General features: G+C 61.4%; 23 protein-coding genes. 6 read left to right on the top strand and 17 right to left on the bottom strand.

What is annotated here, in order from left to right; translation table 11 throughout:
* Position 1 precedes the first annotated feature (1 nt).
* Positions 2-1,075: an ABC transporter ATP-binding protein gene (locus tag A6U86_RS17810; protein WP_068393743.1), complete on the top strand. Its 1,074-nt coding sequence runs from the start codon at positions 2-4 to the stop codon at positions 1,073-1,075.
* 136 nt (positions 1,076-1,211) lie between these two features.
* Complete coding sequence (locus A6U86_RS17815) at positions 1,212-2,828, top strand: GMC family oxidoreductase (protein WP_068393745.1); 1,617 nt, start codon at positions 1,212-1,214, stop codon at positions 2,826-2,828.
* Positions 2,829-2,885: 57 nt separating this feature from the next.
* Here A6U86_RS17815 and A6U86_RS17820 read toward each other — a convergent pair whose 3' ends face one another.
* The 12 genes from A6U86_RS17820 to murA form a co-directional block, all read right to left on the bottom strand.
* Positions 2,886-5,156 (bottom strand): FdhF/YdeP family oxidoreductase, encoded by a 2,271-nt coding sequence (locus tag A6U86_RS17820; protein WP_068394088.1) that lies wholly within the window; start codon positions 5,154-5,156, stop codon positions 2,886-2,888.
* 157 nt (positions 5,157-5,313) lie between these two features.
* Positions 5,314-6,267 carry a transglycosylase SLT domain-containing protein gene (locus tag A6U86_RS17825; protein WP_068393746.1) on the bottom strand — a complete coding sequence of 318 codons (954 nt, stop codon included), beginning with the start codon at positions 6,265-6,267 and terminating at the stop codon, positions 5,314-5,316.
* 106 nt (positions 6,268-6,373) lie between these two features.
* Positions 6,374-7,489, bottom strand: a complete 1,116-nt coding sequence (locus A6U86_RS17830; protein WP_068393748.1) for an anhydro-N-acetylmuramic acid kinase — start codon at positions 7,487-7,489, stop codon at positions 6,374-6,376.
* A gap of 10 nt (positions 7,490-7,499) precedes the next feature.
* Positions 7,500-8,519 (bottom strand): serine hydrolase, encoded by a 1,020-nt coding sequence (locus A6U86_RS17835; protein ID WP_068394089.1) that lies wholly within the window; start codon positions 8,517-8,519, stop codon positions 7,500-7,502.
* 23 nt (positions 8,520-8,542) lie between these two features.
* The gene (locus A6U86_RS17840; protein ID WP_068393750.1) at positions 8,543-10,282 is read right to left on the bottom strand and encodes an ABC transporter ATP-binding protein; all 1,740 of its coding nucleotides are present in this window, start codon (positions 10,280-10,282) and stop codon (positions 8,543-8,545) included.
* A complete protein-coding gene (locus tag A6U86_RS17845; RefSeq protein WP_068393752.1) occupies positions 10,279-11,118 on the bottom strand; it encodes an ABC transporter permease in 840 nt (279 codons plus the stop codon). The genes A6U86_RS17840 and A6U86_RS17845 overlap by 4 nt, the downstream gene beginning before the upstream one ends.
* The gene (locus tag A6U86_RS17850; protein WP_068393754.1) at positions 11,118-12,077 is read right to left on the bottom strand and encodes an ABC transporter permease; all 960 of its coding nucleotides are present in this window, start codon (positions 12,075-12,077) and stop codon (positions 11,118-11,120) included. Before A6U86_RS17850 ends, A6U86_RS17845 begins: the two co-directional genes overlap by 1 nt.
* A gap of 27 nt (positions 12,078-12,104) precedes the next feature.
* The gene (locus A6U86_RS17855; protein WP_068393755.1) at positions 12,105-13,625 is read right to left on the bottom strand and encodes an ABC transporter substrate-binding protein; all 1,521 of its coding nucleotides are present in this window, start codon (positions 13,623-13,625) and stop codon (positions 12,105-12,107) included.
* An 81-nt stretch (positions 13,626-13,706) separates the two neighbouring features.
* On the bottom strand, positions 13,707-14,630 hold the full coding sequence (murQ, locus tag A6U86_RS17860) for an N-acetylmuramic acid 6-phosphate etherase (RefSeq protein ID WP_068393758.1): 924 nt from the start codon (positions 14,628-14,630) through the stop codon (positions 13,707-13,709).
* A gap of 95 nt (positions 14,631-14,725) precedes the next feature.
* Complete coding sequence (locus tag A6U86_RS35215) at positions 14,726-14,905, bottom strand: hypothetical protein (protein ID WP_141683728.1); 180 nt, start codon at positions 14,903-14,905, stop codon at positions 14,726-14,728.
* Positions 14,902-15,792 carry an N-acetylglucosamine kinase gene (locus A6U86_RS17865; protein WP_068393760.1) on the bottom strand — a complete coding sequence of 297 codons (891 nt, stop codon included), beginning with the start codon at positions 15,790-15,792 and terminating at the stop codon, positions 14,902-14,904. The genes A6U86_RS35215 and A6U86_RS17865 overlap by 4 nt, the downstream gene beginning before the upstream one ends.
* Entirely contained in the window at positions 15,789-17,045 is a 1,257-nt protein-coding gene (gene murA, locus A6U86_RS17870) for a UDP-N-acetylglucosamine 1-carboxyvinyltransferase (RefSeq protein WP_068394091.1), read from the bottom strand. The genes A6U86_RS17865 and murA overlap by 4 nt, the downstream gene beginning before the upstream one ends.
* 230 nt (positions 17,046-17,275) lie before the next feature.
* Between murA and A6U86_RS17875 the strand changes: the two genes are divergently transcribed.
* Together A6U86_RS17875 and A6U86_RS17880 are read left to right on the top strand one after the other, a co-directional pair.
* Positions 17,276-18,136 (top strand): MurR/RpiR family transcriptional regulator, encoded by an 861-nt coding sequence (locus A6U86_RS17875; protein ID WP_068393762.1) that lies wholly within the window; start codon positions 17,276-17,278, stop codon positions 18,134-18,136.
* 96 nt (positions 18,137-18,232) lie between these two features.
* Positions 18,233-19,009: an SDR family oxidoreductase gene (locus tag A6U86_RS17880; RefSeq protein ID WP_068393764.1), complete on the top strand. Its 777-nt coding sequence runs from the start codon at positions 18,233-18,235 to the stop codon at positions 19,007-19,009.
* 16 nt (positions 19,010-19,025) lie between these two features.
* On the opposite strand, the gene nadC is transcribed toward A6U86_RS17880, so the two are convergent.
* From nadC to A6U86_RS17900, 4 genes are all read right to left on the bottom strand, one after another.
* Positions 19,026-19,883 carry a carboxylating nicotinate-nucleotide diphosphorylase gene (gene nadC, locus A6U86_RS17885; RefSeq protein WP_068394092.1) on the bottom strand — a complete coding sequence of 286 codons (858 nt, stop codon included), beginning with the start codon at positions 19,881-19,883 and terminating at the stop codon, positions 19,026-19,028.
* Between the two features lies 1 nt (position 19,884).
* Positions 19,885-21,426, bottom strand: a complete 1,542-nt coding sequence (locus A6U86_RS17890; protein ID WP_068393766.1) for an L-aspartate oxidase — start codon at positions 21,424-21,426, stop codon at positions 19,885-19,887.
* Positions 21,423-22,394: a quinolinate synthase NadA gene (nadA, locus tag A6U86_RS17895; protein ID WP_068393768.1), complete on the bottom strand. Its 972-nt coding sequence runs from the start codon at positions 22,392-22,394 to the stop codon at positions 21,423-21,425. The genes A6U86_RS17890 and nadA overlap by 4 nt, the downstream gene beginning before the upstream one ends.
* 69 nt (positions 22,395-22,463) lie before the next feature.
* A complete protein-coding gene (locus A6U86_RS17900) occupies positions 22,464-23,366 on the bottom strand; it encodes a hypothetical protein (RefSeq protein WP_068393770.1) in 903 nt (300 codons plus the stop codon).
* Between the two features lie 172 nt (positions 23,367-23,538).
* Here A6U86_RS17900 and A6U86_RS17905 point away from each other — a divergent pair, with 172 nt between their 5' ends.
* Positions 23,539-24,234, top strand: a complete 696-nt coding sequence (locus A6U86_RS17905; protein WP_068393772.1) for a class I SAM-dependent methyltransferase — start codon at positions 23,539-23,541, stop codon at positions 24,232-24,234.
* A gap of 1 nt (position 24,235) precedes the next feature.
* On the opposite strand, the gene A6U86_RS17910 is transcribed toward A6U86_RS17905, so the two are convergent.
* Positions 24,236-24,928 (bottom strand): GntR family transcriptional regulator, encoded by a 693-nt coding sequence (locus A6U86_RS17910; protein WP_068393774.1) that lies wholly within the window; start codon positions 24,926-24,928, stop codon positions 24,236-24,238.
* Positions 24,929-25,058: 130 nt separating this feature from the next.
* Between A6U86_RS17910 and A6U86_RS17915 the strand changes: the two genes are divergently transcribed.
* Positions 25,059-26,063 carry an ABC transporter substrate-binding protein gene (locus tag A6U86_RS17915; protein ID WP_068393776.1) on the top strand — a complete coding sequence of 335 codons (1,005 nt, stop codon included), beginning with the start codon at positions 25,059-25,061 and terminating at the stop codon, positions 26,061-26,063.
* Positions 26,064-26,110 lie beyond the last annotated feature (47 nt).

Raw genomic sequence — 26,110 nt, forward strand, 5'->3', positions numbered from 1 at the left:
CATGACGAAGAACGGCATGAAGCTCACCGGCGTCCGCAAGAGCTTCGGCGGGCTGGAGGTCATTCACGGCATCGATCTCGATGTGCCGGAGGGCGCTTTCGTCGTCTTCGTCGGCCCGTCCGGCTGCGGCAAATCCACCCTGCTGCGGATGATTGCCGGGCTGGAAGAGGTCACGGACGGCGAGATCGCCATCAAGGGCCGCGATGTTACCGATCTCGACCCATCCGAGCGCGGCATCGCCATGGTCTTTCAGTCCTATGCGCTCTATCCGCATATGAGCGTGCGCGACAATCTCGGTTTCGGGCTAAAAATGGCCCGAACCGATGCGGGCGAGATCGAGCAGCGCGTCGGCTCCACCGCCGCGATCCTTAAGATCGACCATCTGCTCGAGCGCCGGCCGGGCCAACTCTCGGGCGGTCAGCGCCAGCGCGTCGCCATCGGCCGGGCGATCGTGCGCAAGCCGGAGGTCTTCCTGTTCGATGAGCCGCTGTCCAATCTCGATGCCGAACTGCGCGTCTCCATGCGCATCGAAATTGCCCGACTGCACCGCGAACTCGGCAATACCATGATCTACGTCACCCATGATCAGACCGAGGCCATGACGCTCGCCGACAAGATCGTCGTGCTGAAGGACGGCCGGATCGAACAGGTGGGCAGTCCGCGGGCGATCTATGAGGATCCGGCCAACAGCTTCGTTGCTGGGTTCATCGGTTCGCCCCGCATGAACATGATTGACGCCATATGGTCCGGCGAAGGGACAGCCAAGGTCGGCAATGGCACTGTCAGGGTCGATCTGGCCCGCCACAAGCCATCAGCCGGCGAAAACCTGCTGCTTGGCATGCGCCCGGAACATTTGATCGTGGCCGCTGATCAGGAGGATGCCATCCGGGTCACGGTCGACGTCACCGAATATCTGGGCGGCACGCGCTATCTCTATTGCCAGACGGAGGATGGCCAATCACTGATCGCCGAATATCGCGAAGGGCCTGATGTAGGGCGCGGCGACACGCTCCATCTGCGCTGCCCGCCCGAGCGGCGGCGCTATTTCGACAAGCAAGGCGAGCGGCTTCGCTAAGCCGCGCATTTTCATCGCAACGACGCGCTAATCATTTGACGAACAAGGATGATTTGAGGAATGTTGCTGATGGAGATTGCATGCCACGCGCCGGCCCTATGCGGGACGATGCGCGATATCAAACCGGAGAGGCCTTGTGGCGAAGACATATGATTTCATCATCGCCGGCGGCGGTTCGGCTGCCTGCGTCGCGGCAATGCGGCTCGTGCGTGACTTCGGCTTTTCGGTGCTCATCATCGAACGCGGCCCGCGCAACACCGCCAAGCTAATGGCCTTTCCCGCCGGCTACATGAAATATCTCGCCCGCGACGACTTCCTCGAAATGCATCACACGGTCGCCCAGCCACAGCTTGGTGGCCGCGGCCCGATTGTCCCAGTCGCCAAGGCGCTCGGCGGCGGCAGCGCCGTCAACGCCATGGTCTACATGCGCGGCCAGAAGGAGGATTATGATCACTGGGCCGCCCATCTGGGCAACGGCACCGAGTGGTCCTATGAGGACATGCTGCCGCATTTCAAAGGCATCGAGGGCAATACCCGCTTCAACGACGACTATCACGGCATATCAGGCAATCTGCGCGTTTCAGAGCCGCGCCACACCTGCGATACGACACAGGATTTCCTGCTCGCAGCCCAGGGCCTCGGCCACGCCTACAATCCCGATTTCAACGGCATCAGGCAAAACGGTGTCGGCATCATGCAGCACACCTACGGATTATGGGGCGGCAAGACGGAGCGTTCCGACGCGAAGAAAGCCTTTCTCGATCCGCTTGCCGGCGATGAGCGCCTCGATATCATCACCGACGCCCGCATCGATCGCATCGTCATCGAAAGCGGCCGCGCAACCGGCGTCAGCTATGTGCAGAACGGGCAGACCCATACCGTCGGCGCCGCTCGCGAGGTTCTTGTTGCGGCAGGGACCTATAACAGCGCCAAGCTGATGATGCTCTCCGGCATCGGCCCGGCCGATCACCTCCGCGAGCACGGTATCGACGTCGTGCTTGATCTCCCCGGCGTCGGCACCAATCTGCAGGACCATCACGAGGTTCCGGTCATCGCCACCACCAAGGGCAAGTCCGGTTACTTCGGTGAGGACAAGGGTTGGCCGATGCTGCGAAACGGCCTGCAATATCTACTCTTCAACTCCGGTCCAGTGACGACCACGGGCATCGAATCCTGCCTGTTCTACGATCCCGATGGCGGCGAGCGGCCGACGATCCAGCTTTACTGCGCGCCGATCGTCTATCTCGACCGCGACGTCTCATCGGCAAAACCGACCCACGGCGTCACTTTCACCTCCTGCCTGCTACGGCCGAAGGCGCGCGGTAGCGTCAAGCTGCGCTCGGCAAACCCCGCAGACCAGCCCCTGGTCGACTGCAACTTCTTCGGCGATCCCGACGATCTGCGCCTGACGCTTGCCTCACTGAAAGTCGCCCGGCAGCTACTTGAAACCGAGCCGTTCAAATCAAAGATCGCGGATGAGATCCTGCCTGGTCGGGCGCTGCAGGACGAAGAGTCGTTGGCCAAATTCGCCGGCCAGACGGTCAAGACCAACTACCATCCCTCAGGCAGCCTGCGCATGGGGCCGGAGAGTGATCCGATGTCGGTGGTCGATGGCAGGCTGCGCGTGTGCGGCATCGAGGGGCTGAGGGTCATCGATTGCTCGATCATACCCTTCATCCCCTCGGGCAATACCAATGCACCGGCAATGGCGATCGGCTCCAAGGCGGCGGAGATGATCGCTCGGGATTATTGACGCGCCAGGATTTCCAAGGCGGCCACTTGAGTCAGTGGCCGCAGCGTCTAGCGACGTTTACGCAGCCTTGCTGATGCGCACCGGAATGGACTTATAGGAAGGCGTGCCGCTTTCCTTGTCCTGATAGTCGAGCGGGATCAGGCAGTTGGCTTCCGGATAGTAAGCGGCGACGGAGCCTTCGGAGATGTCATAGGAAATCGCCGTCAGCTGCAGCAACCGCTTGCCGCCGGAGGGGAGCGCCGTCTCGATCTCTACGAGATCGCCGTGCTCAAGCCCTTTCGCCGTGAGGTCCTTGTCGTTCATGAACAGTACATCTCGGCGGCCGAAGACACCGCGATAGCGGTCGTCGAGGCCGTAGATCGTCGTGTTGTACTGATCGTGGCTGCGGATGGTCGCGAGCTTGAGGATGCTGGCGTCGGAAAAGGAGATGTCCTCGTTGAGACCGGAGAAAAGCTTGAACTCGGCTTTGCCGGAGGGCGTCTTCCAGACGCGTTCGGTTGCCGCCAGCGGCAGGCGAAAGCCGCCTGGCACAGCGATGCGTTCGTTGTAGCGGGCAAAATCCGGGTAGACGATTTCGATCTTGTCGCGGATCAGAGCATAGTCGTTGATGAGCTCCATCCAAGCGACCCTGCTTTCCGGCAAGGTGGCATGCGCCATGGCGGCAACGATGGCCGGCTCGGAACGCAGCTGGTCGGAGGCCGGTTTCAGCCTGCCTTGTGAGGCATGCACCATCGACATAGAGTCCTCGATCGTCACCGACTGCGGCCCTGTGGCCTGGACATCCACTTCGGTGCGGCCAAGCACCGGCAGCAGGAAGGATTCCTTGCCGATCAGAAGATTGGAGCGATTGAGCTTGGTGTTCATGTGAACAGCGAGATCGAGCTTGCGCATACCTTCGGCACAGAGTTCGGGGTCAGGAAGCGCGATCGAAAAATTGCCGCCGAGGCTGAGCAATATCTTCGAACGCCCTTCCGCCATCGCCTGCATCGCTGCAACCGCGTCATGGCCATGATGAACCGGAGACTTGAAACCAAAGGCACGCTCGATGCCCTCGATCAGCGCCGCATTCGGCTTCTCGGTGATCCCGACGGTACGATTGCCCTGAACGTTGGAGTGACCGCGCAGCGGGCAGATGCCGGCGCCGGGCTTGCCGAAATTGCCGCGCAGCAGCAGGAGATTGGCGATCTGCTGCACATTGGCCGTGCCCTTCGCATGCTGCGTGATGCCCATGCCATAGGCGACGATCGTGGCCTTCGATTTGGCATAGGCGGCGGCGACCCGCTCCAGATCGGCGCGGACAAGGCCTGAAACCCGCTCGATATCCGCCCATTCCGTCTGATTGAGATCAGCGACTAGCGCATCGAAGCCGCTGGTGTGCTCGGCGATGAACGCGTGATCCAGCACATCTTCCGAAGTCTCGGCAAGCGCCAGAACGCCCTTCATGATGCCCTTGAGCGCCGCCGCATCGCCGCCGATCTTCACCTGATAATAGGAAGACGCGATCCGGGTCGATCCGAAGGTTCCCATTTCGATCGGGCTCTGCGGGTCGGCGAAGCGTTCGAGCGCGCGCTCCTTTAGCGGATTGAACACGATGATCGGAACGCCGCGGCGCGAACACTCGTGCAGCGTGCCCATCATGCGCGGGTGATTGGTGCCGGGATTGTGCCCCATGGAAATGATCAGGTCGCACTCGTCAAAGTCATCGAGCGAGACCGTGCCCTTGCCGATGCCGATCGATTGCGGCAGGCCGACGCTGGTTGCCTCATGGCACATGTTCGAGCAATCGGGGAAATTGTTGGTGCCGTATTCGCGCGCAAAGATCTGGAAGAGGAAAGCCGCCTCGTTTGAGGCGCGGCCCGAGGTGTAGAACTCGACCATATCCGGATCGGGCATGCTGCGCATGACCTCGCCGATGCGGGCAAAAGCGTCTACCCAGGCAATCGGCTTATAGGTGTCGGTTGCGGGATCATAGACCATCGGATGCGTCAGCCGACCGGAATTCTCCAGATCATAGTCGCTCCAGGTCAGCAGTTCGCTGACGGTATGTTCCGCGAAGAAATCCGGCGTCACGCGCTTGTTCGTCGCCTCCCAGGTGACGGCCTTGGCGCCATTTTCGCAGAACTGGAAGGTTGAGGTGTGTTCCTTGTCGGGCCAGGCGCAGCCGGGGCAGTCAAAGCCTGTGGGCTTGTTGGTACGCAGGAGCAGGCCGGGTGCCTCGGTGACATCCATCTGGTCGCGAACTGCTTTCGCAGTGGCTTTCAGCGCTCCCCAGCCGCCGGCCGGGCTATTGTAGGGACGGATACCAGGGACTTCGCGTTTCTGCGCCATCATACGCTCCTTTGACTGACCCAACGGCTTCCTCCCAAAGGCCGGTCTTTAACGAATAAGCGTGCGGCAAGAGGGAGTAAAGCACTACCAATAGGCACTTGACAAAACAATCGATACGCGCCGGTGTCCAAGGACATGGATATTGGGATATTCAAGCTCAATTCTTGAAGACGAGGCAGCTGCCGCCCTGCTGCCGAACCTGGGTGCAAACGGCATCCGCCTCCGCCCGCGTTTGACGTCCGATGCGGGCCGCATAGCGAATGCGCCGGCCGAAATCGGCATTGCGCTGCCGCACGATCAATGGCTTTTCGGCGTTCAGGGGAGAAGGCAACTTCTGCACGTTCATTGCAAAGAGGCGACGAGCGGCATCGACCTGGAAATGCTCAGCCAATTGGACACCCCAGGGCGCCCATGGCCGCTCCTGTTCGAAGGGAACTTGCTTCAACCGCCGACTTCCAGCGAGTGCCACGCAGGACTGAATAAAGGGCTTGCCCTTGTCCAGTGCCGGCGCGGCGACATCGGGCGGCCCATCCCGCCACTCTTCGACCGAGTGCGCGGTTATTGCGCTCACATAGCTGCGCGTCTCATAGGGAAGATCACCGGAGTTGAGGAAGTTCGCAAGGCCAGCCTCGCCGGCATTATAGGCAGCAGCGGCCAGCCCGAGATTACCGAAGCGGTTGCGCAGCTCATCAAGATAAGCAGCCGCCTTGCCAAGCGCCTCCAGCGCATCATAGCTGTCGCGGACGCCACGAAGCTTTGCCGTTCCCGGCATGAACTGCGCAATACCGCGTGCGCCTTTGGGGCTGATGGCATCCGAGCGAAAGGTGCTCTCACGCCAGACCAGTCGGGCCAGATAATCAGGCGGCAGGTGATTGATACTGGCGAAATAGTCGATGGCGGCGCAGAGATCGCGATTGTAGCTCTCTTTGCGGAGGCAAAGCCTCTCGCCGGTCTCTGTGATCATCGGGCCGGAGACGCAGGTAGGCGGCGGTGCAACGCTCCATTCCGGCTGCGCGCCGGCAGGGCGAAAGGCTGAAATAGTCGCGACGCACAAAATGGCGAAGGCGACCACACCGCCGACAAAGCCTGCTCGCTGCTGCCTGCCTGCCATCCGTGCGATACCCGTCCAAGCCAGTTCGATCGCAAAATTGCGATCTCTTCATAGCATCGATGGACTGTGGCGAAAACCTTTGACGGCGCGATGATGCCGCCGGCAGCTATTCAACCAGACGCCCACCACGCATCGGCTCGGGCGCTCCCGTCGTGCCAGGGAAGCTGATCGGCAAGCCGCGCAGCACGCGAACCGCCAGAAATGCGAAGCATTCCGCTTCGACGGCATCGCCGCGCCACCCCAAGTCCTCGGCAAAGATCGGCTCGACGCCGGCGCGGCTTTGCAGCATGGACATGATCGTCGGGTTGTGACGCCCGCCGCCGCTGACGACAACCTTCTTCGGCCGGCGCGGCAACAGATCGAGCGCCTTGCCGACGGCGCCGGCAGTAAAGGCAGACAGCGTTGCTGCACCATCTTCGGGACTCAGACCATCTGCCATCGAGGCACCGAAATCGAAGCGGTCCAGCGACTTTGGATAGGGTGCGCTCAGATAGCGATGCTGCAGCAGCTTTTCGAGTCTGACCTCATCAACCGTGCCGGCCCGCCCGAGCGCGCCGTCGCGGTCCATTTCGCCAAGACCATGTGATTTGATGAAATCATTGAGCGGGGCATTGGCCGGACCGGTGTCGAAGGCGATGAAATTGCCCTCTCCGTCCCACCAGGTGATATTGGCGACGCCGCCGAGATTGAGGATTGCGGTCTCGCCGGCCGCACCCGCGCCGCGCAGCAAGGCAGTGTGATAGACCGCTGCGAGCGGCGCACCCTGGCCGCCAGCGCGCATGTCGGCCGAGCGGAAATCATAGGCAACCTTGGTGCCGAGGATGGAGCGCATCAGCTCGCCATCGCCAAGCTGGCGCGTCTGCCCCAGCCGATCCTTCTGCGGCGCACGATGCAGCACGGTCTGGCCGTGAAAGCCGACGATGCCGATGTCGGCCATGGTCATGCCCTGACTCTCGACCAGCAGCCTGACAGCCTCCGACTGTGCTCGCGTCAGGGCCTCCTCAGCTTCCTTGAAGATTGCCGGCTCGGGGCCATCAAAATTCCAGACCCGCGCCTGTCGCAGCGTTTCTTCCAGAAGCGCCCGGATCCAATCGGGATAAGGAGCGAGAACATAGGGGCCGAATTCTTCGATCCGCTCGCCATCCGTCTTCAGCATGGCAACATCGATATTGCCGTCGAGGACGGTTCCGGTCATCAGACCGACTGCCCAGATTGGTTCCATGGTCAGGCTCCTATGCTGCGTTGACGAGATCGCCGACCGTTTGTCGAAGCGCGAGAATGCCGCTGTCGAAATGGCGTGTCGGATGAATGCGGTTGGTGAGCAAGGTCCAGGCCCTGCCCTTGGCGAAATCGATCCACAGGCCGGTGCCCGTGAACCCGGTATGACCGATCGTCTCCGGCGAGCACAGGGCGCCACCGGACCAGCCGTCATGGGGCCGCTCCCAGCCGTGCGTACGCGTGGCCGAAAGCGGTGTCCGCATAAGCGCGATCAAATTGGCGGAAGCGCCACTGCCATTGAGCAAGCCCTTGGCAAAACCGAGAACAGACGCCGCCGTTCCGAAAAGCCCGGCATGGCCCGCACCCTGAAGAGCGGAGCAATTGTCATCATGAACTTCACCCGACAGGATGCGATGGCGCCAGGTGCAGTCTTCCGTCGCGGCTGCCTCATCAGGCGCGGCGGAAAAGGCGAAGCCCTGCCCCGGGTCCATGGCGCGGATCGTCTGGCCGGTCAGGCGCTCCAGCGCAAAGCCCAGCAGAATGAAGTTGATGTCGGAATAAACGGGCGGTCCTGCTCGCCATTCGCGCTGCAGGATGAAAGCGCGCAAAAGCTCCGGGTCACGGCCATAGGTGTAGATGGGCTCCACTGCCGGAAAAGGCGTCTGATGACCCAGGCACTGACGGAACGTCACCTTTCGCTCCCAGGCCTCGGCGCTGTACTGGCGCAGATCCGGCAGCAGTGTGATCAGCGGCGCATCGAGATCGATGGTGCCAGCCTCCGCCAGCGCCAAGATGCGCGGCGTCGTGAAAATGACCTTGGTGAGCGAGGCAAGATCGAACCATGTGTCTGCCAGCATCGGCCTGACACTCGGAATCTTCTGCGCCGAACCGATCGCACGCACCAGCTGATTGCCGTCGATATCGACCATGCCAAGCACGCCGCCTGGAATGCGTGCGGACCTTACAGCCTCTTCAAGCGGCGCAAAGGCCCTGTCGAAACGCTCTTCAAACTGCATGCTCCCCCCAGATGCCATGCTTGCCTCTCCACGCCCTTGCTTCAGGCTTCCGCCAGAGCGATGTGATCCGGCGCGAACCGGCGCCATTCAGGCGCGGCAGGCTCGAAACCGAGCGGACGCACCAGCGACGGCACCTGCCGCGTATCGAGTGTGAAATGTTCCTTTCGCCGCGCGACTGTCGGCACCGCCGAGATCAACCGCCTGGTATAGGAATGCTTCGGCTGCGACAAGATCGAGGCTGCGTCGCCGATCTCGACGATCTGCCCGGCATAGAGCACGGCGATGCGGTGGGCGATCCGCTCCACAACAGCCATGTCATGCGAGATGAACAGGTAGGCAAGGCCATATTCCCGCTGAAGCTCGATCAGAAGGTTCAGAACCTGCGCCTGAACGGAGACATCGAGTGCGGAAACCGCCTCGTCCAGCACCAGCACGGACGGGTTCAGCATCAGGGCGCGGGCGATGCACAGCCTCTGGCGCTGGCCGCCCGAAAACTCATGCGGATAGCGCTCAAGGACGTTTTCCGGCAATCCGACGCGCTTCAGCAGCATGGCCATCCGCTCGCGTGTCTCGGCCGAGACGCGACCGCCGGCCGCGATCACCGGTTCGGCAAGAATGCTGTCCACCCGCAGCCGCGGATTGAGCGAGGCGTAGGGGTTCTGGAAGACCATCTGCACCGCGCTGGTGCGATCGGCAGCCTTGCCACCACTGGTCGTGAACGTGCCGCGTGTCGATTTGACCAGCCCGAGGATCGCCCGTGCGGTCGTGGATTTGCCCGAGCCGCTCTCGCCGACGATCGCCAGCGTCTCGCCCGGCATTAGATCGAAGCCGACCCCTTCGACGGCGTGGACGGCGCCTGTCGTGCGGCAGAAGAAGCTGCCCGACACCGCAAAACGGACGGTCAAGCCATCCACTTTCAGCGCCGGTTTGGCCTGTGATTCATCGCGCTGGAAATCCGTGCGCGCGGCACTCCCGGCTGCGAAATGCGGAACGGAATGCAGCAGATGCTGCGTATAGGGATGGGTGGGGTTGTCGAGGATCTGGTTGAGTTCGCCCTGCTCGACCGCCTCCCCGGCCTGCATCACCATCACCTTATCGGCGATGCCGGCGACAAGGCCGATATCGTGGGTGATGAAGATCATCGACATGCCGGTCTCGCGTTTCAGCTCGGCGAGCAACGCCATGATCTGCGCCTGCACGGTGACATCGAGCGCCGTTGTCGGCTCATCGGCGATCAGCAGGCGTGGATTGCAGGCAAGCGCCGTCGCGATCATCACCCGTTGCAGCATGCCGCCGGAAAGCTGGTTCGGGCAATAGGTCAGCCGTCGCGCCGCATCGGGAATGCGTACGCGATCGAGCGCATCCTTGGCGGCGGCCTTTGCCTGACTCCCGGTCAAGCCGCGATGCAGTCGGAAGGATTCCTCGATCTGCGTGCCGATGGTCAGTACCGGATTGAGCGAGGTCATCGGCTCCTGGAAGATCATGCCGATCTCGCCGCCGCGGATCTTCGTCAACTGAGCTTCGCTGGCTTCGGTCAGGTCGAGGATGCTGTTGTCGGCACGCTTCAAGCGGATCGAGCCGCCGACGATACGGCCGCCGCCGAAATCGACGAGGCGATTGATGGAGAGCGCCGTGACGGATTTGCCCGAACCGCTTTCACCGACGATTGCCAGCGTCTCGCCGGCTTCGACATCGAAACTGACACCGCGAACGATGGGATTGGCCTCTGGATTGCGTCCGAAACCGACGCGAAGATCAGAGACCGACAGCAGAGGGCTCATGCCGTCGCCCTCCGCATTTTCGGATCTAGAATATCGCGCAGGGCATCGCCGAGCAGGTTGAAGCCGAGAATGGAGATCATGATGGTCACGCCGGGGAAGATCAGCAGCCAGGGCGCCGTCTCCATGAGGTTGCGGCTGTCGCTCAGCATCAAGCCCAATGAGGAGGCGGGCGGCTGGGTTCCAAGCCCGAGAAAACTCAAGCCGGCTTCCGTCAAGAGCGACCAGGCAAGCGCCAGCGTCACCTGCACGGTCAGCGGTGCCACGAGATTGAGCAGCAGATGTCGCGTCAGGATATAAGATCGGCTGCTGCCAAAGGTGCGGGCGGCGTCGACAAAATCGCGTCCCTTCAACGACAGCGCCGGACCGCGCACGACGCGGGTAAAGATCGGGGTGTAGACGATGGCGATCGCCGCAACGCTGGTCCAGGTCCCCGGCCCGACGATGGAGATGATCAGAAGCGCGAGAAGGATGGCGGGGAAGGCCAGAAGTACATCCATCATGCGCATGATCACGCCATCCCACCGCTTGCCCGACCAGGCGGCGGTCAGGCCGAGTACAGTGCCGATCAGGGTCGCGGTGGCCACCGAAAGGAAGGCTACGGTGAAAGATTCGCCGATGCCGCGCATCAGACGGCTCGCCACGTCGCGGCCGAAGAGATCGGTGCCCATCCAATAGGTAAGGCTCGGGGCATGCAGGCGGTCGATGCGGTTCTGCATCAAGGGATCGTGCGGCGTCACGCCCAGCGTGCCGAGAATGGCAAGCACGATATAGATGAGCACGATAACGCCGCCGATACGGCCGCTCATGTGTCCGAAAATCGCTTTGACGATCCGCATCAGCCTTCTCCCAGCCGCACGCGCGGATCGAGTGCGACATAGGCAAGATCGACGAGCAGATTGACGATCATGAAGTTGAAGGCGATGAACAGCACACTGCCCTGTACCAGCGCATAGTCGCGCTGCAGGATGGCGTCGAGCACCATGCGTCCGAGGCCCGGCAGAGCATAGATCTGCTCCACCAGCACCGCGCCGCCGAGCAGATAGCCGAATTCGACACCGCTCAGCGTCACCACCGGGATCAAAGCATTCGGCAAGACATGCCGCCAGATGACACCACGCGCCGGCACGCCGCGACTGCGCGCCGTGCGGACATAATCATCGCTCAGAACATCGAGCATGGCCGAGCGCACGACGCGCGTGACCGAAGCTGCGAAGGCAAAGCCGAGTGTCAGCGCCGGCAGGATCATCTGGCCGAGATTACCGAGCGGATCCTGCCAGATGGGCGTAAACTCACCCATGGTCGGCAGGACGCCGAAGCCGGCCGACAAGGCATAGATCAGTAGAAGCCCGAGAACGAAATTCGGCGTGGACTGCCCGATCATGGCGACGATACGCACAAGAAGATCGGACAGCTTTTCGTTTCGTGTCGCGGCAAAGACGCCCGCCGGCAGGCCGATGGCAAGCGCGATCACCATGGAGAGCAAGGCAAGCTCAAGCGTCAGCGGAAAACGCTCGAGGATGATATCGAGCACCGGCTTGCCGTAAGTGACGGAGATGCCGAGATTGCCCTGGAACAGACCCAGCAGCCAATGCCAGTACTGAACAGGCCAGGACTGATCGATGCCGAAATAGGCGGCCAGGGCCTGCCGCTGCTCCGGCGTCAGCAGGCCCGCATTGGTTCCGAGCATCGCCGTGATCGCATCGCCCGGCACCAGCCGGATGGCGACGAAGACGAAGATGGATACACCCAGCATGATCAGCGGGAATATCATCAGCCGGCGCGTCAGGTATGCCATGGAACTTCCCTTAAATCTCGACTGCCGTCACTTGATCGAGACTTTGGCGAGGCCGAACAGCGAGCCCGTCGGCGTCGGCACGAAGCCTTCGACGTTTTTCTGCTCCGCCGTGTAGCCATAGGCCGTGTAGAGCCAGATCCAGGGCGAGACTTCGGCGATATGCTTCTCGAATTCGGCAAAAATCGCCTTGCGCTTGGCCGGATCGGTTTCGGCGCGGCCCTTCTGCATCAGGCTGTCGAGCGTATCGTCGATGTAGTTGGCGACCTTCTGCAGATTGCCGGTTTTCGTCCAATAACGGTTATACATCGAATAGGGATCGGCACTGCCGCCGTTGAGCGCGACCGCCATGTCGAAGTTGCCCTTGAGCCAGGTATCGACGTAGACATTGAGCTCCATCACCTTGATATCGAGCTTGATGCCGATTTCGGCGAGCTGCGATTGGATGACCTGCGCTTCGGCGGTGGCGGTTGGCGGTTCGCCGGTAGCGGCGATCACGGTCGCCGAGAAACCATTGGCAAGACCTGCATCGGCCATCAGCTTCTTGGCCTTGGCCACATCGCGCGTATAGCAGAACAGTTGGCTAGGGTCGGTCGCATAGAGCGGCATCGTCAACGGCCCGGTCACCTTGCCCTCTCCGAGAGCGGCGGTATCCATCACATCCTTGCGGTCGATGGCGCAGGAGATCGCCTGGCGTACGGCAAGCTGATCCATCGGCTTGCGCGAAGGATTGAGCTGCAGAACATTGTAGGAGAGGACCGGCGTGCGAGTGAGCTGCAGCTTCGGCTCCTTGGGAACTAATGTTGCCACGAGCGGATCATTCAGAAGCGCAAAATCGATCTGGCCGGTGCGCAACGAGGCGAGGATTGCGGTCTCGTCCGGCAATACGCTGATATTGATGCCATCGACGCCGACAGCGCCGCCTGCCCAATCCTTGTTGGCGCTCAGCACTTCCTTCGAGTTCGGAACCCAGCCGTCGAGTTTGAAGGGGCCGGAGCCGATCGCCTTGGTACCGATGGTGCCGGCGGTGATTTCACTTGCCGGAACGATTGCCGCGTTGAGGCTCGTCATCGCTGTCAGGAGAGGAACGTCGGGCTGAGACAGGTTGAAAACCACGGTAGCGGCATCGGGCGTATCGATACTCGCGATCGACAGGAAGTTGGCACGAGCAACGGCGCCGGTCGCCTGATCGAGAACACGCTGGAAGGAGGCCTTCACGTCAGCCGAAGTGACCGGGGCACCGTTCTGGAATTTTGCCTTGGCGTTGAGCTTGAAAGTTAGTTGCTTGCCGTCGGCTGAAAACTGCCAGCTGTCGGCGATGCCGGGTACGATCTGCAGATTGCCGTCGAGGCGAACGAGCGGCTCGTAGATCAACTCCAGAAGGCGGATGGAGGAGAAGGCAGTCTGCTTGTGTGGGTCGAGCCCGGTCGCATCCTGCGACCACGCCATGCGCAGCGTCGCTGCTTCCACCGGCATCGCGACCGTCGCCAGGCCAATCCCCACGGCCAGCGCCATTCCCGAAATCAGCGTCTTTCCAAAATTCCCCTTCATTCCCATTCCTCCAAATTTTTTTAAATGTCCCCGGCCGATTTTGGCCCATTGATTGCCACCGCGGCTTGCCGCGATGTTCGTTTAAGCAGTTTTCGCATTGATGGCCTTGCGCAGGAATCCATCAGCGTTTTGCAATGCCGCGCGGGCTTCTTCAATGCCCATTCCGGTTATTTCCATGAGAATGGCAAGCTTGACGTCATTTCCCGTCAGGTCGAGAACGCGACGCGCCTCCTGCTGCGAAGAACCGGTCGCCTGCATGACGATGCGCGCGGCGCGCGCCACCAGCTTCTTGTTGCTGGCGCTGACATCAACCATCAGATTCTGGTAGCTTTTGCCGATGCGGATCATGCTGGCCGTCGTCAGCATGTTGAGGATGAGCTTCTGTGCCGTGCCGGACTTCAGGCGCGTCGAACCCGTCAGGATTTCCGGCCCGACAACCGGGGAAATGGCCAGATCGGCAATGCCGGCGATGATGGAATTGGGATTGCAGGACAGGGCGACCGTAAAGGCGCCGATGCTTTTCGCATAATTCAAGCCGCCGATGACATAGGGGGTGCGGCCGCTGACGGCGATGCCGACGACGACATCAGCCTTCGTCAGCATGATCTCTTCCAGCGCCTGGCGGCCCTGCTCCGGATCGTCCTCTGCCCCTTCGATCGAGCGCCGCAGCGCATCCGGACCGCCGGCAATCAGACCGACAACCATATCCGGAGGCACACTAAAGGTCGGCGGGCATTCGGAAGCATCGAGCACGCCAAGCCGGCCGCTGGTGCCCGCTCCCATGTAGATCAACCGGCCACCCTTCTGAAAGGCGGCGACGATCTGGTTGACGGCAGCGGCGATCGCCGGGATGACCTTTTCGACGGCGATCGGCACCGTCTGGTCCTCATAATTCATCTCGCGCAGGATATCGAAGGTCGGCAGCAGATCGATATGCATCGTATTCGGATTGCGGCCTTCGGAAACCAACTGCTCCAGTTCGGATATCAACTTCTGCTCTGTCATGGGACTGCTCTCGAAATGACGCTTCGATACCAATAGGTCAGGGATAGCGAGCTCGACCAATGGGGCGTCGGGCCTGCCGCGGCAAAATTCGGTTCTCAACACATCGGAAGGCTGACATCAGCCAGGCGCAGCAGCCCTTTTCGGCTTTGTTCCGCGCCCACTCCCTGTTTACCTTCGTTAACATTATGGCCGTTTATTCCTTTCGTCAATCCAGAAAGGAATAAAATATTCCATATCGGTCGTGCGAAAATTCCAGCCTCGATCGTATCGTTCAATGTTGGCAAATCGCCCTTCTGGCGAGGATGATGGCACCCGATACGGCATCGCCGTCGATCGGCTTGAGACTGCGGCGTACATCCGGCGCAAGCCAAGGCTCCAATGGGCTTGCAAGCCCGCCAAGCAGGCAGACGCGCGGCGCGCCCTTCTCGAACAGGGTGCGCACCAATGTATCGATATGCCCAGCCGCATTCTGCACGATGCGCCGCGCCACTGAATCTCCCTGGTCTGCATGACGCAGAACCATGGGTGCGAGTGCGGCATAATCGGTGGCGGAAGCGCGATCCATCCAGGCGACAGCCTCCGCCGGATCATTCTGGAACCGCTGCATGATCTCGGCCAGCAACGCCGTCTTCTGCTCGCGACCGTCGTGCGCGCGGAGCGCAAGCTGCACTGCCTTCAGCCCGAGATAAGCGCCACTGCCCTCGTCCGAAATCGGAAAGCCGTAGCCGCCAACGCGCAATTGCCGACCCTCGACGAGACCGAGCCCGATGGACCCCGTGCCGGCAATGACGATCGCGCCATCGCGGCCGGAATGAGCGCCGAGGCAAGCCCCCTCGCCATCGCTGACAAAATCTATGCTGGCGAAGGGATGTTCTATGGCTCGAAGGGCAGCCAGAGCACCTTTGCGGCTGATCCCAGCCAGGCCGACGCCTGCATGGATATGCCTGATATCCGCTGCACTCAGACCTGCCTCCTCGATTGCCGCATCGAAAGCCCTCGTGATCGAAGCCCATGCCTGCTCGATGCCGAGCCGGGTCGTCGCGGGGCCGGACAATCCCTGCCCCAATACCGTACCGTCAGCATCCTCAATGCGGGCGCGGCAACCGGTACCGCCGCCATCGAGGCCAAGGAAATAATGGGCGCTTTTGGCTATATCGCTCATGACGTCAATCGCTCGATATCGGCGCCGCAGAGGCGCAGCTTGCGATCGAGCTGCTCGTAGCCGCGATCGAGATGATAGACGCGATTGACGATGGTTTCGCCTTCAGAGACGAGCGCCGCCAGCACCAGCGAAACCGAGGCGCGAAGGTCCGTCGCCATCACCTGCGCGCCCTTGAGCGGTGCACCACCCCGCACGAGAGCGGTCGTGCCCTGAAGGGTTATATTCGCGCCAAGGCGCATCAACTCCGGCACATGCATGAAGCGGTTTTCAAACACGGTCTCGCGGATCAGCGACGCGCCCTCGGCGCAGCAGGCAAGAGCCATGAACTGCGCTTGCACATCCGTCGGGAAACCCGGATAGGGCTCCGTCGTGAGGTCAGTGCCCTTGAGTGGCCGGTCGCTGGAAACAACAAGGCCGCGGTCGCTCGGCCAGACGCTGACGCCCATGGCTTCCAGCGCCTGCACGACCGAGGCCAGGTTTTCAAGGCGGGCATGGATAAGCTCCAGCTGTCCGCCGGTAATGGCCGCCGCCACGGCATAGGTGCCGGCCTCGATACGATCCGGGATGCCGTGGTGTTTGGCAGCACGCCAGCTGATATCGCCCTCGATCAGGATGCGATGCGTACCCGCCCCCTCGATCCGCGCTCCCATGGCGCTGAGGCAGGCGGCGAGATCCGCAACCTCCGGCTCGCGCGCGGCATTCAGGATTTCCGTCTCGCCCTTGGCGGCGCAAGCGGCCATCATGGCGGTCTCCGTCGCGCCGACCGATGGCGAGCTCAGCACGATGCGGGCGCCCTTGAGCCCATTCGTGGCAGAGGCGACGATCACGCCGCCTTCGATCGCAATATCGGCGCCGAGGGTTGCGAGCGCCTTGATATGCATATCGACAGGCCGGGCGCCGATGGCGCAGCCACCGGGAAGGGAGACACGAGCCTGACCGAAACGGGCAAGCAGCGGCGCCAGCACCAGAACCGTTGCCCGCATACGCCGAACCGTATCGTATGACGTCTCCTTCGAGACGATGGCGCTCGAATCGATCGTCGTGCCATGTGCCGCTCGGGTGATCTTCGCGCCATGAAGCGCGATGACGCCAAGCATGTTCTCGACATCGCTGACGACAGGCAAGTTGGTGAGTTCCAGCGGATGCGGGCTCAAAAGTGCGGCAGCGATCTGCGGCAGGGCGGCATTCTTGGCGCCGGAAATCGTCACGGCACCCTGCAACCTTTTGCCGCCAGAGATACGAAGTCTATCCATGATCAGAAACCCGTTGGGGAGAGGTGCGAAATCCCAAAGATAGCCGCCGCCTGCTTCCCCACAAAGACTATTCACCCATTCCATCTTGTCAACGCGAATTGGAATTTTTTATTCCAATTCTCTGTGATAATGTTCATTGCGCAGAGCATGGTTGCCCAGCTTCGCTCAAATGCTATTTTCGCGGTGCTTCTAGAGATGCGTGAATCGGCCTCGGCGGCCCGAAGGAACAGATGTCTATTCTGAAGAAAATCAGCGCGCAGCTCGAGACCATGGCGCCGGCCGACCGCCAGATCGGGCAATTCATCGTCGACAAACCCGACCAGATGCTGCGTCTTTCATCGGCGGCTCTTGCCGTCGAAACCGGCCGCAGTCAGTCGAGCGTCGTCAAGTTCAGTCAGAAGCTTGGCTATGCCGGCTATCAGGAACTGAAGCTCGCGGTCAGTGAGGCGAAGGCCCAGGAATGGCCGGCGCCGGCAGGCATGATCCACGGCACGATCGAAGTGGACGACGGCTATCTGACCATCCTGCAGAAGCTCTTGGGCAGCAAATTGCAGGCCATGCAACAGACCATCTCGGTCAACAACGAGGCCGATATCGAAAAGGCGCTGGAAGCCCTTCACGATGCCAGACGCATCCACCTGGCCGGTGTCGGCGCCTCGTCGCTGGTCGCCAGAGACTTTTCCTACAAGCTGATGAAGCTCGGCCGCAACGTCCTGCACGATAGCGACAGCCATGTGCAGATGGCGAATGCTTCGACGCTCGGGCCGGACGATCTGCTCTTTGCCCTTTCCTATTCCGGCGCCAGCATCGAGACACTGCGGATCGCCGAGCTGGCAAGCCAACGCAAGGCGACCGTCATCGCCGTGACCGGACTTCAGGACAATCCGCTTGCCCGTGTCGCCGATATCCGCCTTCATACCGTCGGTGACGAGGACCGCGTTCGCTCTTCATCGATCACGGCGCGCGATGCTCAGCTGATGCTGACGGATTTGCTGTTCATTCTGCTGGTCCAGCGCCAGCCCGATGCCCACGACTATGTCCACAACAGCGAAACGGCTGTCTCCGTGCTAAAGGCCAAGCGCCTTTCATAGAGGCCAGTAAACAAGCTGTGACGGCGACAAGTCTATACGCCACGGATTTACGGACGTAGCTTGCGAGCCCTTTCGCAATGCACCCGGAGATAGCTCATGGACCTCGGCCTCAAGGATAAAGTCGTTCTGATCACGGGCGGCTCGAAGGGCATCGGCTATGCCTGCGCCGAACTCTTCCTGTCGGAAGGCGCACGCGTTGCCATCTGCTCGCGGTCGCAAGCCAATATCGATGCCGCCCTCTCCAGGCTTTCTGGCGCACATGGCTATGCCGCCGACCTGATATCCGACGAGCAGGCACTCGCGGTCGTTGACAAGGTCGAGGCCGAAATCGGCCCCATCGATATTCTCGTCAACAGCGCAGGGGCTGCGGCACGCACGCCGGCAGACGAGCTGACTCCCGCCATCTGGCGCGCCGCGATGGATGCGAAATACTTCTCTTACATCAACGTGATCGACCCCGTCATCAAGCGCATGGGCACGCGCGGCTCGGGCGCCGTCATTAATATCATCGGCAATGGCGGCAAGATCGCCTCGCCCTTCCATCTGGCCGGCGGCTCGGCCAATGCCGCCCTGATGCTCGCAAGCGTCGGGCTTGCTAATGCCTATGCCGGCAAGGGCGTGCGTGTCGTCGGCCTCAATCCCGGCCTGACGGAAACGGACCGCGTTGCCGAAGGACTGAAGGCTGCAGCCAAAGCCACCGGCTCGACCGAGACGGAAGCACTCGCGGATGCCTTGAAGCGCATCCCGATCGGCCGCATGGCCGATCCGACCGACATTGCCAATGTCGTTGCCTTCCTGAGTTCGGCCAAGGCAAGCTACGTCACCGGCGTCATCATCAGCATGGACGGCGCTCAGGTGCCCGTCGTGGTTTAGGAAGCCAGACGGCGGCTCAGGCCGCCGCCTTCCAGTCCAGACCGATATCGAGCGTCGGCGCGCTATGGGTCAGCCATCCCGCGGAAATGAGATCGACGCCGGAGGCGGCGATGGCGGCAGCGGTTGCCGGCGTGATACGGCCCGATGCTTCGGTAATGGCACGGCCAGCGACGATATCGACAGCGGCACGGAGTTGATCCGGCGTCATATTGTCGAGCAGCACGGCATCCACACCCTCGGCCATCGCTTCGCGCAGCTGTTCCAGCGTATCGACCTCGACTTGGATCTTGACCATATGGCCGACGCTCGCCTTGGCGCGGCGGATCGCCTCGACGACACCGCCGGCAATGGCGACATGATTGTCCTTGATCAGAACCGCATCATAGAGCGCGAAGCGATGGTTCATGCCGCCGCCGGCGCGGATTGCATATTTCTCCAGCGCCCGAAGACCCGGCGTTGTCTTGCGGGTGCAGACGATCGACGCCTTAGTGCCCGCAATCGCCTCGACGATACCGCCCGTCACGGACGCAATGCCGGAGAGATGACCGAGGAAATTGAGCGCCGTGCGTTCCGCCGTCAGCAGGCCGCGCGACGGGCCTTCGATCGTTGCGATCACGTCACCGACCTCGACCTTAGTCCCGTCTGGCACATGACGGGTCATGACGATCGCCGGATCGACAAGCTGGAAGGCAAGTTCGGAGGCATCGAGGCCAGCAATCACGCCCGGCTGGCGCGTTACCATCGCTACGCGGGACCGATGTGTTGCGGGGATCACGGCTGTCGATGTGACATCACCGGCGAGGCCGAGATCTTCGAGGAGCGCATTGCGCACCAGCGGCTCGACGATGAGGCGAGGAAGGGGGGCGAGGGTCATGTCAGGCACTCCTGGCAAGGGAATAAGGGGGAACAGATCTGGCGATATCAAGCGCATCGGACAGGCGCATGGTGCGGCGCTGCGCGTGCGGCAGCTTCAGCGGGAAATCCGTGCGGGCATGGGCCCCGCGCGATTCCGTCCGAAGGCTGGCAAAGACGGCGATCAGCAGCGCGACGAGAGCCGGATCGGCCGACGCCCCGTCCTCGTCGAACAATGGCAGGAGGGCCGCGGTCGCGCCATGAATGGCGCCGGCATTGCGCAGCACGCCGAGATGGCGCGAGACGATTGGCCGAACGAGCGACAGATCCGGCGCCGCCATGCTCGGATTGTCTCGCGGCAATTTCACTTGGCTCGCATCGGTGTCGGCGATATCACGCGCCGCCCGTATGCCCATGACGGCAGCTTCCAGCAACGAGTTGCTGGCAAGACGGTTGGCGCCATGAAGGCCGGTGGAAGCGGCCTCGCCCACGACCCAAAGGCCCGGCACCGAACTGCGACCAGCCTCATCCGTCGCAACGCCGCCCATATGATAGTGAACGGCAGGACGCACGGGGATAAGCTCGTGGGACGGATCGACACCGGCCTCACCGCACAGCGCATCGATGACGGGGAAGCGCTGGGCGAAGCTGTTGCCAAGCGCTTGACGGGCATCGAGGAAAACCCGGCCGCCACGCGCGATCTCCGCGCTGATGGCGCGCGCAACGACATCGCGGGGTGCAAGTTCCGCACCGTCGACTTCGGCCATGAAGCGCTCGCTCTTTTCATTCAGGAGCAAGGCACCCTCGCCGCGAACCGCCTCGCTGACGAGTGCCAGCGGCCACCGGCGGCTATCGAGCGCCGTCGGGTGGAACTGCACGAACTCCATGTCGGCCAGCAGCGCTCCGGCGCGGGCGGCAAACGCGATCCCTTGACCGAAATTGCCGACCGGATTGGTCGTAGCATCGTAAAGGCCGCCTATGCCGCCCGTCGCAAGCACGATGCGGGAGGATGGCAGGATGACCGTGCCCTTCTCCGTTGCGCACAGGAGACCGGCAACATGATCGCCGTCCAGCAACAGGCGTCTTGCTTCATAGCCTTCGAGCACCGTGATCGATGGTGTGCGGGCGACCGCTTCGACCAGCGCGCGAACGATGGTCGCACCCGACCCGTCACCCTTGGCATGCACGATGCGGCGCAATGAATGAGCTGCTTCGAGACCCAGGGACAACTCGCCTGCACTATCGCGATCAAACTCGACGCCGGCGCGCTCAAGAGCCGCAATGGCAGCAGGCCCCTCCGCGAGAATTCTCGCCGCGACCTGCGCGTCGCAGAGGCCATCGCCGGCGGCAAGCGTATCTGCCAGATGCAGCGCTGCGCTGTCATCTCGGCCAACGCAGGCAGCGATGCCGCCCTGTGCCCAACCGCTCGATGTTTCCGCGCCGACCGCAGCACGCGTTACGATCACGGTCGGCTCAGGCGCCAATGTCAGCGCCGTCATCAGCCCGGCAAGGCCGCTGCCGACGATGACGATACGACCACTTAATTCCTCAAGGATCTCGCTCATATCGCCAGCATCCTCTCTACCGCGCGCCGCGCGTCGGCCGCGATTGCGGGATCAATGGTCACTTCATGCTGGCCCTGCTCCAGCGCCTGGCGAATATTGCCGAGCGTGATGCGCTTCATGTGCGGGCAGAGATTGCAGGGCCGGATGAACTCGACATCGGGATGGTGCACGGCGACATTGTCGCTCATCGAACATTCCGTCAGAAGCACGACGCGCGCTGGGCGCTTGTTGCCAACGTAATCGGACATGACGGCGGTCGAGCCGGCAAAATCGGCCGCCTCGACGACATCGGGCGGGCATTCCGGATGCGCAAGCACGGTTACACCGGGATAGTTCTCCCGAAGCTGGCGAATATCGTCCGCAGTGAAAAGCTCATGAACCTCGCAATGCCCATGCCAGGCGATGAGCTCGACATTGGTTTCGCGCGCGACATTGCGTGCCAGATATTCGTCGGGGAGCATCAGCACCTTCGGCACCCCGAGCGATTCCACCACTTGCTTAGCGTTGCCCGAGGTGCAGCAGATATCCGATGCTGCCTTCACGGCCGCCGAGGTGTTGACATAGGTGACGACAGGAACGCCCGGATGCGCCTGCCGCAGCAGGGCGATATCCGCAGGCGTTATCGAATCCGCCAGCGAGCAACCGGCTCCCATATCCGGGATCAGAACTGTCTTCGTCGGGTTCAAGAGTTTCGCCGTCTCGGCCATGAAGTGCACGCCGGCAAGCACGATGACGTCGGCGTCCACTTCCACAGCTTTGCGGGCAAGAGCCAGACTGTCGCCGACAATATCGGCAACGCCGTGGAAGATTTCCGGCGTCTGGTAGTTATGCGCGAGAATGACGGCGTTGTGCCGTCGCTTCAATTCGAGGATGGCGTCAACGTCATCCTGAAATGTCAGCCACTCGGCTTTCGGGATAACGCGGCTCACGCGCTCGTACAGGGAAGATGCGGATACGGGAAGATTCATGACCGGCTCCTTATTATACTCACTCTGAGTATATCATGCGCAAATAGATATTCTCGATATGAGCATATGTCAATTGCGGGAGAGCGGTAATTTCGTTCCGGAGAATTCGCGTTCTTCAAGGATGGCGCGGCGGAAGCGGAAGAGCTTGGCCGGACGTCCGCCGGTCTCGCTTTCAGTGCCGCCGGTCTCTTCCACCAGTTCCTGCTGCTCGATCAGCCGGCGAAAGTTCTGCTTGTGCAACGTCAGGCCCGCCAGTGCCTCGACGGTTTTCTGCAATTGCAGAAGCGTGAAATTTTCGGGCAGGAGCTCGAAGACGACAGGGCGATATTTGATCTTGGCCCGCAGACGCGCCATGCCGGTGGCAAGGATACGGCGATGATCGGCAAACATCGTCCGGCCGAACGTCCGTGACCCATCGCAACCTGCCTCCGCAACAAGACGCGCCTCGTAAAGCAGCTCATAGCGCTGCAGAACAAGATCCTCGTTCCATCCAGCCCCATTCATTCCGAAATCGAAGTCGACGCGGCGGCGGCGCTGACCGCTTCGTGCTGTATCCGCATCGACCCATGCAGCCAGACTGGCAGCGATATCATCGAGAATTGCCGGACGGCCCTTGCGGTGGTCTTCCCAGGGCAGATATTCGTACCAGCCATGCCAGCCTGGCAGGCCGCCGCCTGGCGCCGCCTGCTCCCGCACGAGGCCGAGATAGCTGATCGAAATCGTCCGTCCGCCCAGGATTTCATTGTTCCGGTCGCGATCGGCGAACGTATAGAGCTGTTCGAGATAGCCGACCGGATGGGCCGTCTGCTCCCTGATCCATTCGCGCAGTCCGCTTTGCAGCGTTCGATGCCCAAGCTCGAACGGACCGGAGGGCAAGGCTTCGCCGGAACGCACTGTCATCACTCTGGGATCATTCCCCGTAACGGCCGTCAGAACCGCGATCAGTTCGGCATGCGCAAGCCCGATGGTCAAGCGAACTCCATCATTCGTTTCACTATGGATGTTCTCGCATGAAGCGAGGCGCAAGCCAACGCCATAAGCAACGTTGACGACACAAGCTTGCCGGGGAAATTGCACCCCTATAGTGTGAAGACACCCATAAAATAGATGCAGCCATACATGCCGCCCCCGGCGAGGAGTCACATTGTCTGAGAACGATTACGACGCTTTCGCCGCCGCTTATCAGGCTGACAACGAGAACAATGCCTGGAATGCCCATTATGAGCGGCCGGCAATTCTCTCGTTGGCCGGGAAAGTCGCCGGGCTTCGCGTACTTGATGCCGGATGCGGCGGTGGCGCTCATGCCGCCGCGCTCGTCGATGGAGGAGCGATCTTGACCGGCATAGACCTGAGCGCGGGTCTGCTGGAAATTGCGCAACATCGCCTTGAAGGACGGGCGCAACTGCTGCTCGCTGACCTCAACGAACCGCTCCCCTTCGATGACAGCGCGTTCGATTTGGTCATTGCCTCACTGGTCATGCATTATCTGCCTGAGTGGTCCTTGCCACTTTCGCAGTTCAACCGGGTCTTGTCCCGAGGCGGCCGACTGGTTTTTTCCACGCATCACCCCTTCATGGATCACGACCTCGCCAGCGGCGACAACTATTTCGAGACCTACAACTTCAGCGAAACGTGGCACCGCGGGGGGAAAAGCATCGCCATGCGCTTTTGGCATCGGCCACTTCATGCGATGTTCGATGCGCTCAAATCGGCTGGATTCCATATTGATGTCGTAAGCGAGCCTCGGCCCGATCCAAAGGTCGGCACACTTTTCCCCGAGGCCTATCGAAGCCTGACGACCAAGCCTCGCTTCCTGTTTTTTTCGGCAGTCAAAGTGTGATCTACCGGCTCACATAGTCGGGATATTGCTCGCAGATCAGATCGATGATCGACAAGGTGCCGGATAGATGCTGACGCAGCGCGGCTACGGCCGCCTCCGGATCGCCCAGGCGAACGGCATCGACGACGGCCTGATGATCGACGATGATCTGCTCCAGCTTGCCCGGCATCGGCAGGTTGAGCATGCGCAACCGGTCGATATGTACGCCCTGACGCCGGACTGTCGCCCACAGACCAAGAATGTCCGCCCCCTCGTAAAGCACCCGATGAAAATCCTTGTCGAGCGTGTCGAAGAGATCATAGGTCTCCGGCGACACGACATGCTTCTGGCGAGACAGAACCGTTTCCAAAGCTGCTGCCGTCTCATCGGGCGATTCCAGCGTCAGCCGGCGGACCGCCTCAAGCTCGATCGACAGCCGCAGGAAATGCGCCTCGATCGCATTGCGGACATCGATCCTTGAGACAACCGTCGCATATTGCGGATAGACCTCGACGAGCCCCTCCTCTTCCAACCGGATCAGGGCGTCGCGCACCGGCGTCTGGCTGACGTTGAATTCGCTTTGCAGCGAGATGCGCGACAGAACAGTCGTTGGCGGCAAGCTCATGGAAAGAATACGGGATCGCAGGATTTCCAGGATCTGCGGCGCAACCTGCCGGGAACGGTCCAGGGCGAATTCTTTCGGGTTGAGCTTCACTGGCGGCCTTTCTGATCGAGAGCGTCAATCCATTAAGCACAGTTTGGGGCTTGATGCACTGATACATTAGTGCTTTAGTCTTACCAACCCAACTTCATTTCTCAAGGGTTGGATCCAAGGGGAGGAATAAATGAGAGGATTTCTTCGCTGTCTGACCGCGGCCGGCATCGTCTTTGCCGGTGCTCTTTCAACCAGCGCCGCCGAGAAGACCGATATCTCGATCACGCGCCAGCCGGGCATTCTTTATCTCGCAAGCCACGTCATGGAGACGCAGAAGCTGATCGAGAAACATGCGGCGGCCGATGGTCTACCCGGTGTCAACGTGGAGTGGCGCACCTTCAGCGGCGGCGGCGCGCAGACCGATGCGCTACTGTCCGGCAATGTCGACATCGTCAACACCGGCACCGGCAATCTGCTGCTGCTCTGGGACCGCACCAGGGGCAAGGTCAAGGGCATCGTCACCAATTCCGCCCAGCCGGTCATCATGGTCTCGCGCGATCCGCGGGTTCAGTCGCTGAAGGATATCCAGCCGGGCGACAAGATCGCGGTGCCGACGGTCGGCGTTTCGACACAGGCGATTCTGTTGCAGATGGCCGCCGCGCAGATGTATGGCAATGATCAGGTTCATAAATTCGATGCCAATACCGTGCAGCTCGGTCATCCCGATGCGATGGCCGCGCTTGCCAACCAGACCCATGAGGTCAAGAACCACTTTTCCGCCCCGCCCTTCCAGTATCTGGAATTGAAGCAGGCCGGCGTCCACAAGGTCATCGATTCCCGCGACATCATCGGTGGCGAGCTGACCCAGGGCACCTTCTTCACCACGACACAGTTTGCCAGCGCAAATCCGACGATCATCAAGGCAGTGCGCGAGGCGACGGCGGACGCGATCGATTTCATCAAGAAGGATCCGAAATCGGCGGTGGAGGCCTACAAGACCGTCAGCGGCGACAAAACGAGCGTCGAGGACCTGCTGGCGATCCTCAACGAGCCGCACATGATGGAATTCCGCATGGACCCGCAGGGCACCATGAAGTTCGCGGACCACCTCTATAAGACCGGCGTGCTGAAGACGATGCCCAAGGCTTGGACGGATTATTATCTGCCGGAAGCGGCCGATCTCAACGGCAACTGACGCCCGCGGGCGGCTTCAATGCCGCCTGAAAGCCATCTCTTGGAGAA

The sequence above is a fragment of the Rhizobium sp. AC27/96 genome (genome assembly GCF_001692325.1).
Taxonomy (GTDB): domain Bacteria; phylum Pseudomonadota; class Alphaproteobacteria; order Rhizobiales; family Rhizobiaceae; genus Rhizobium.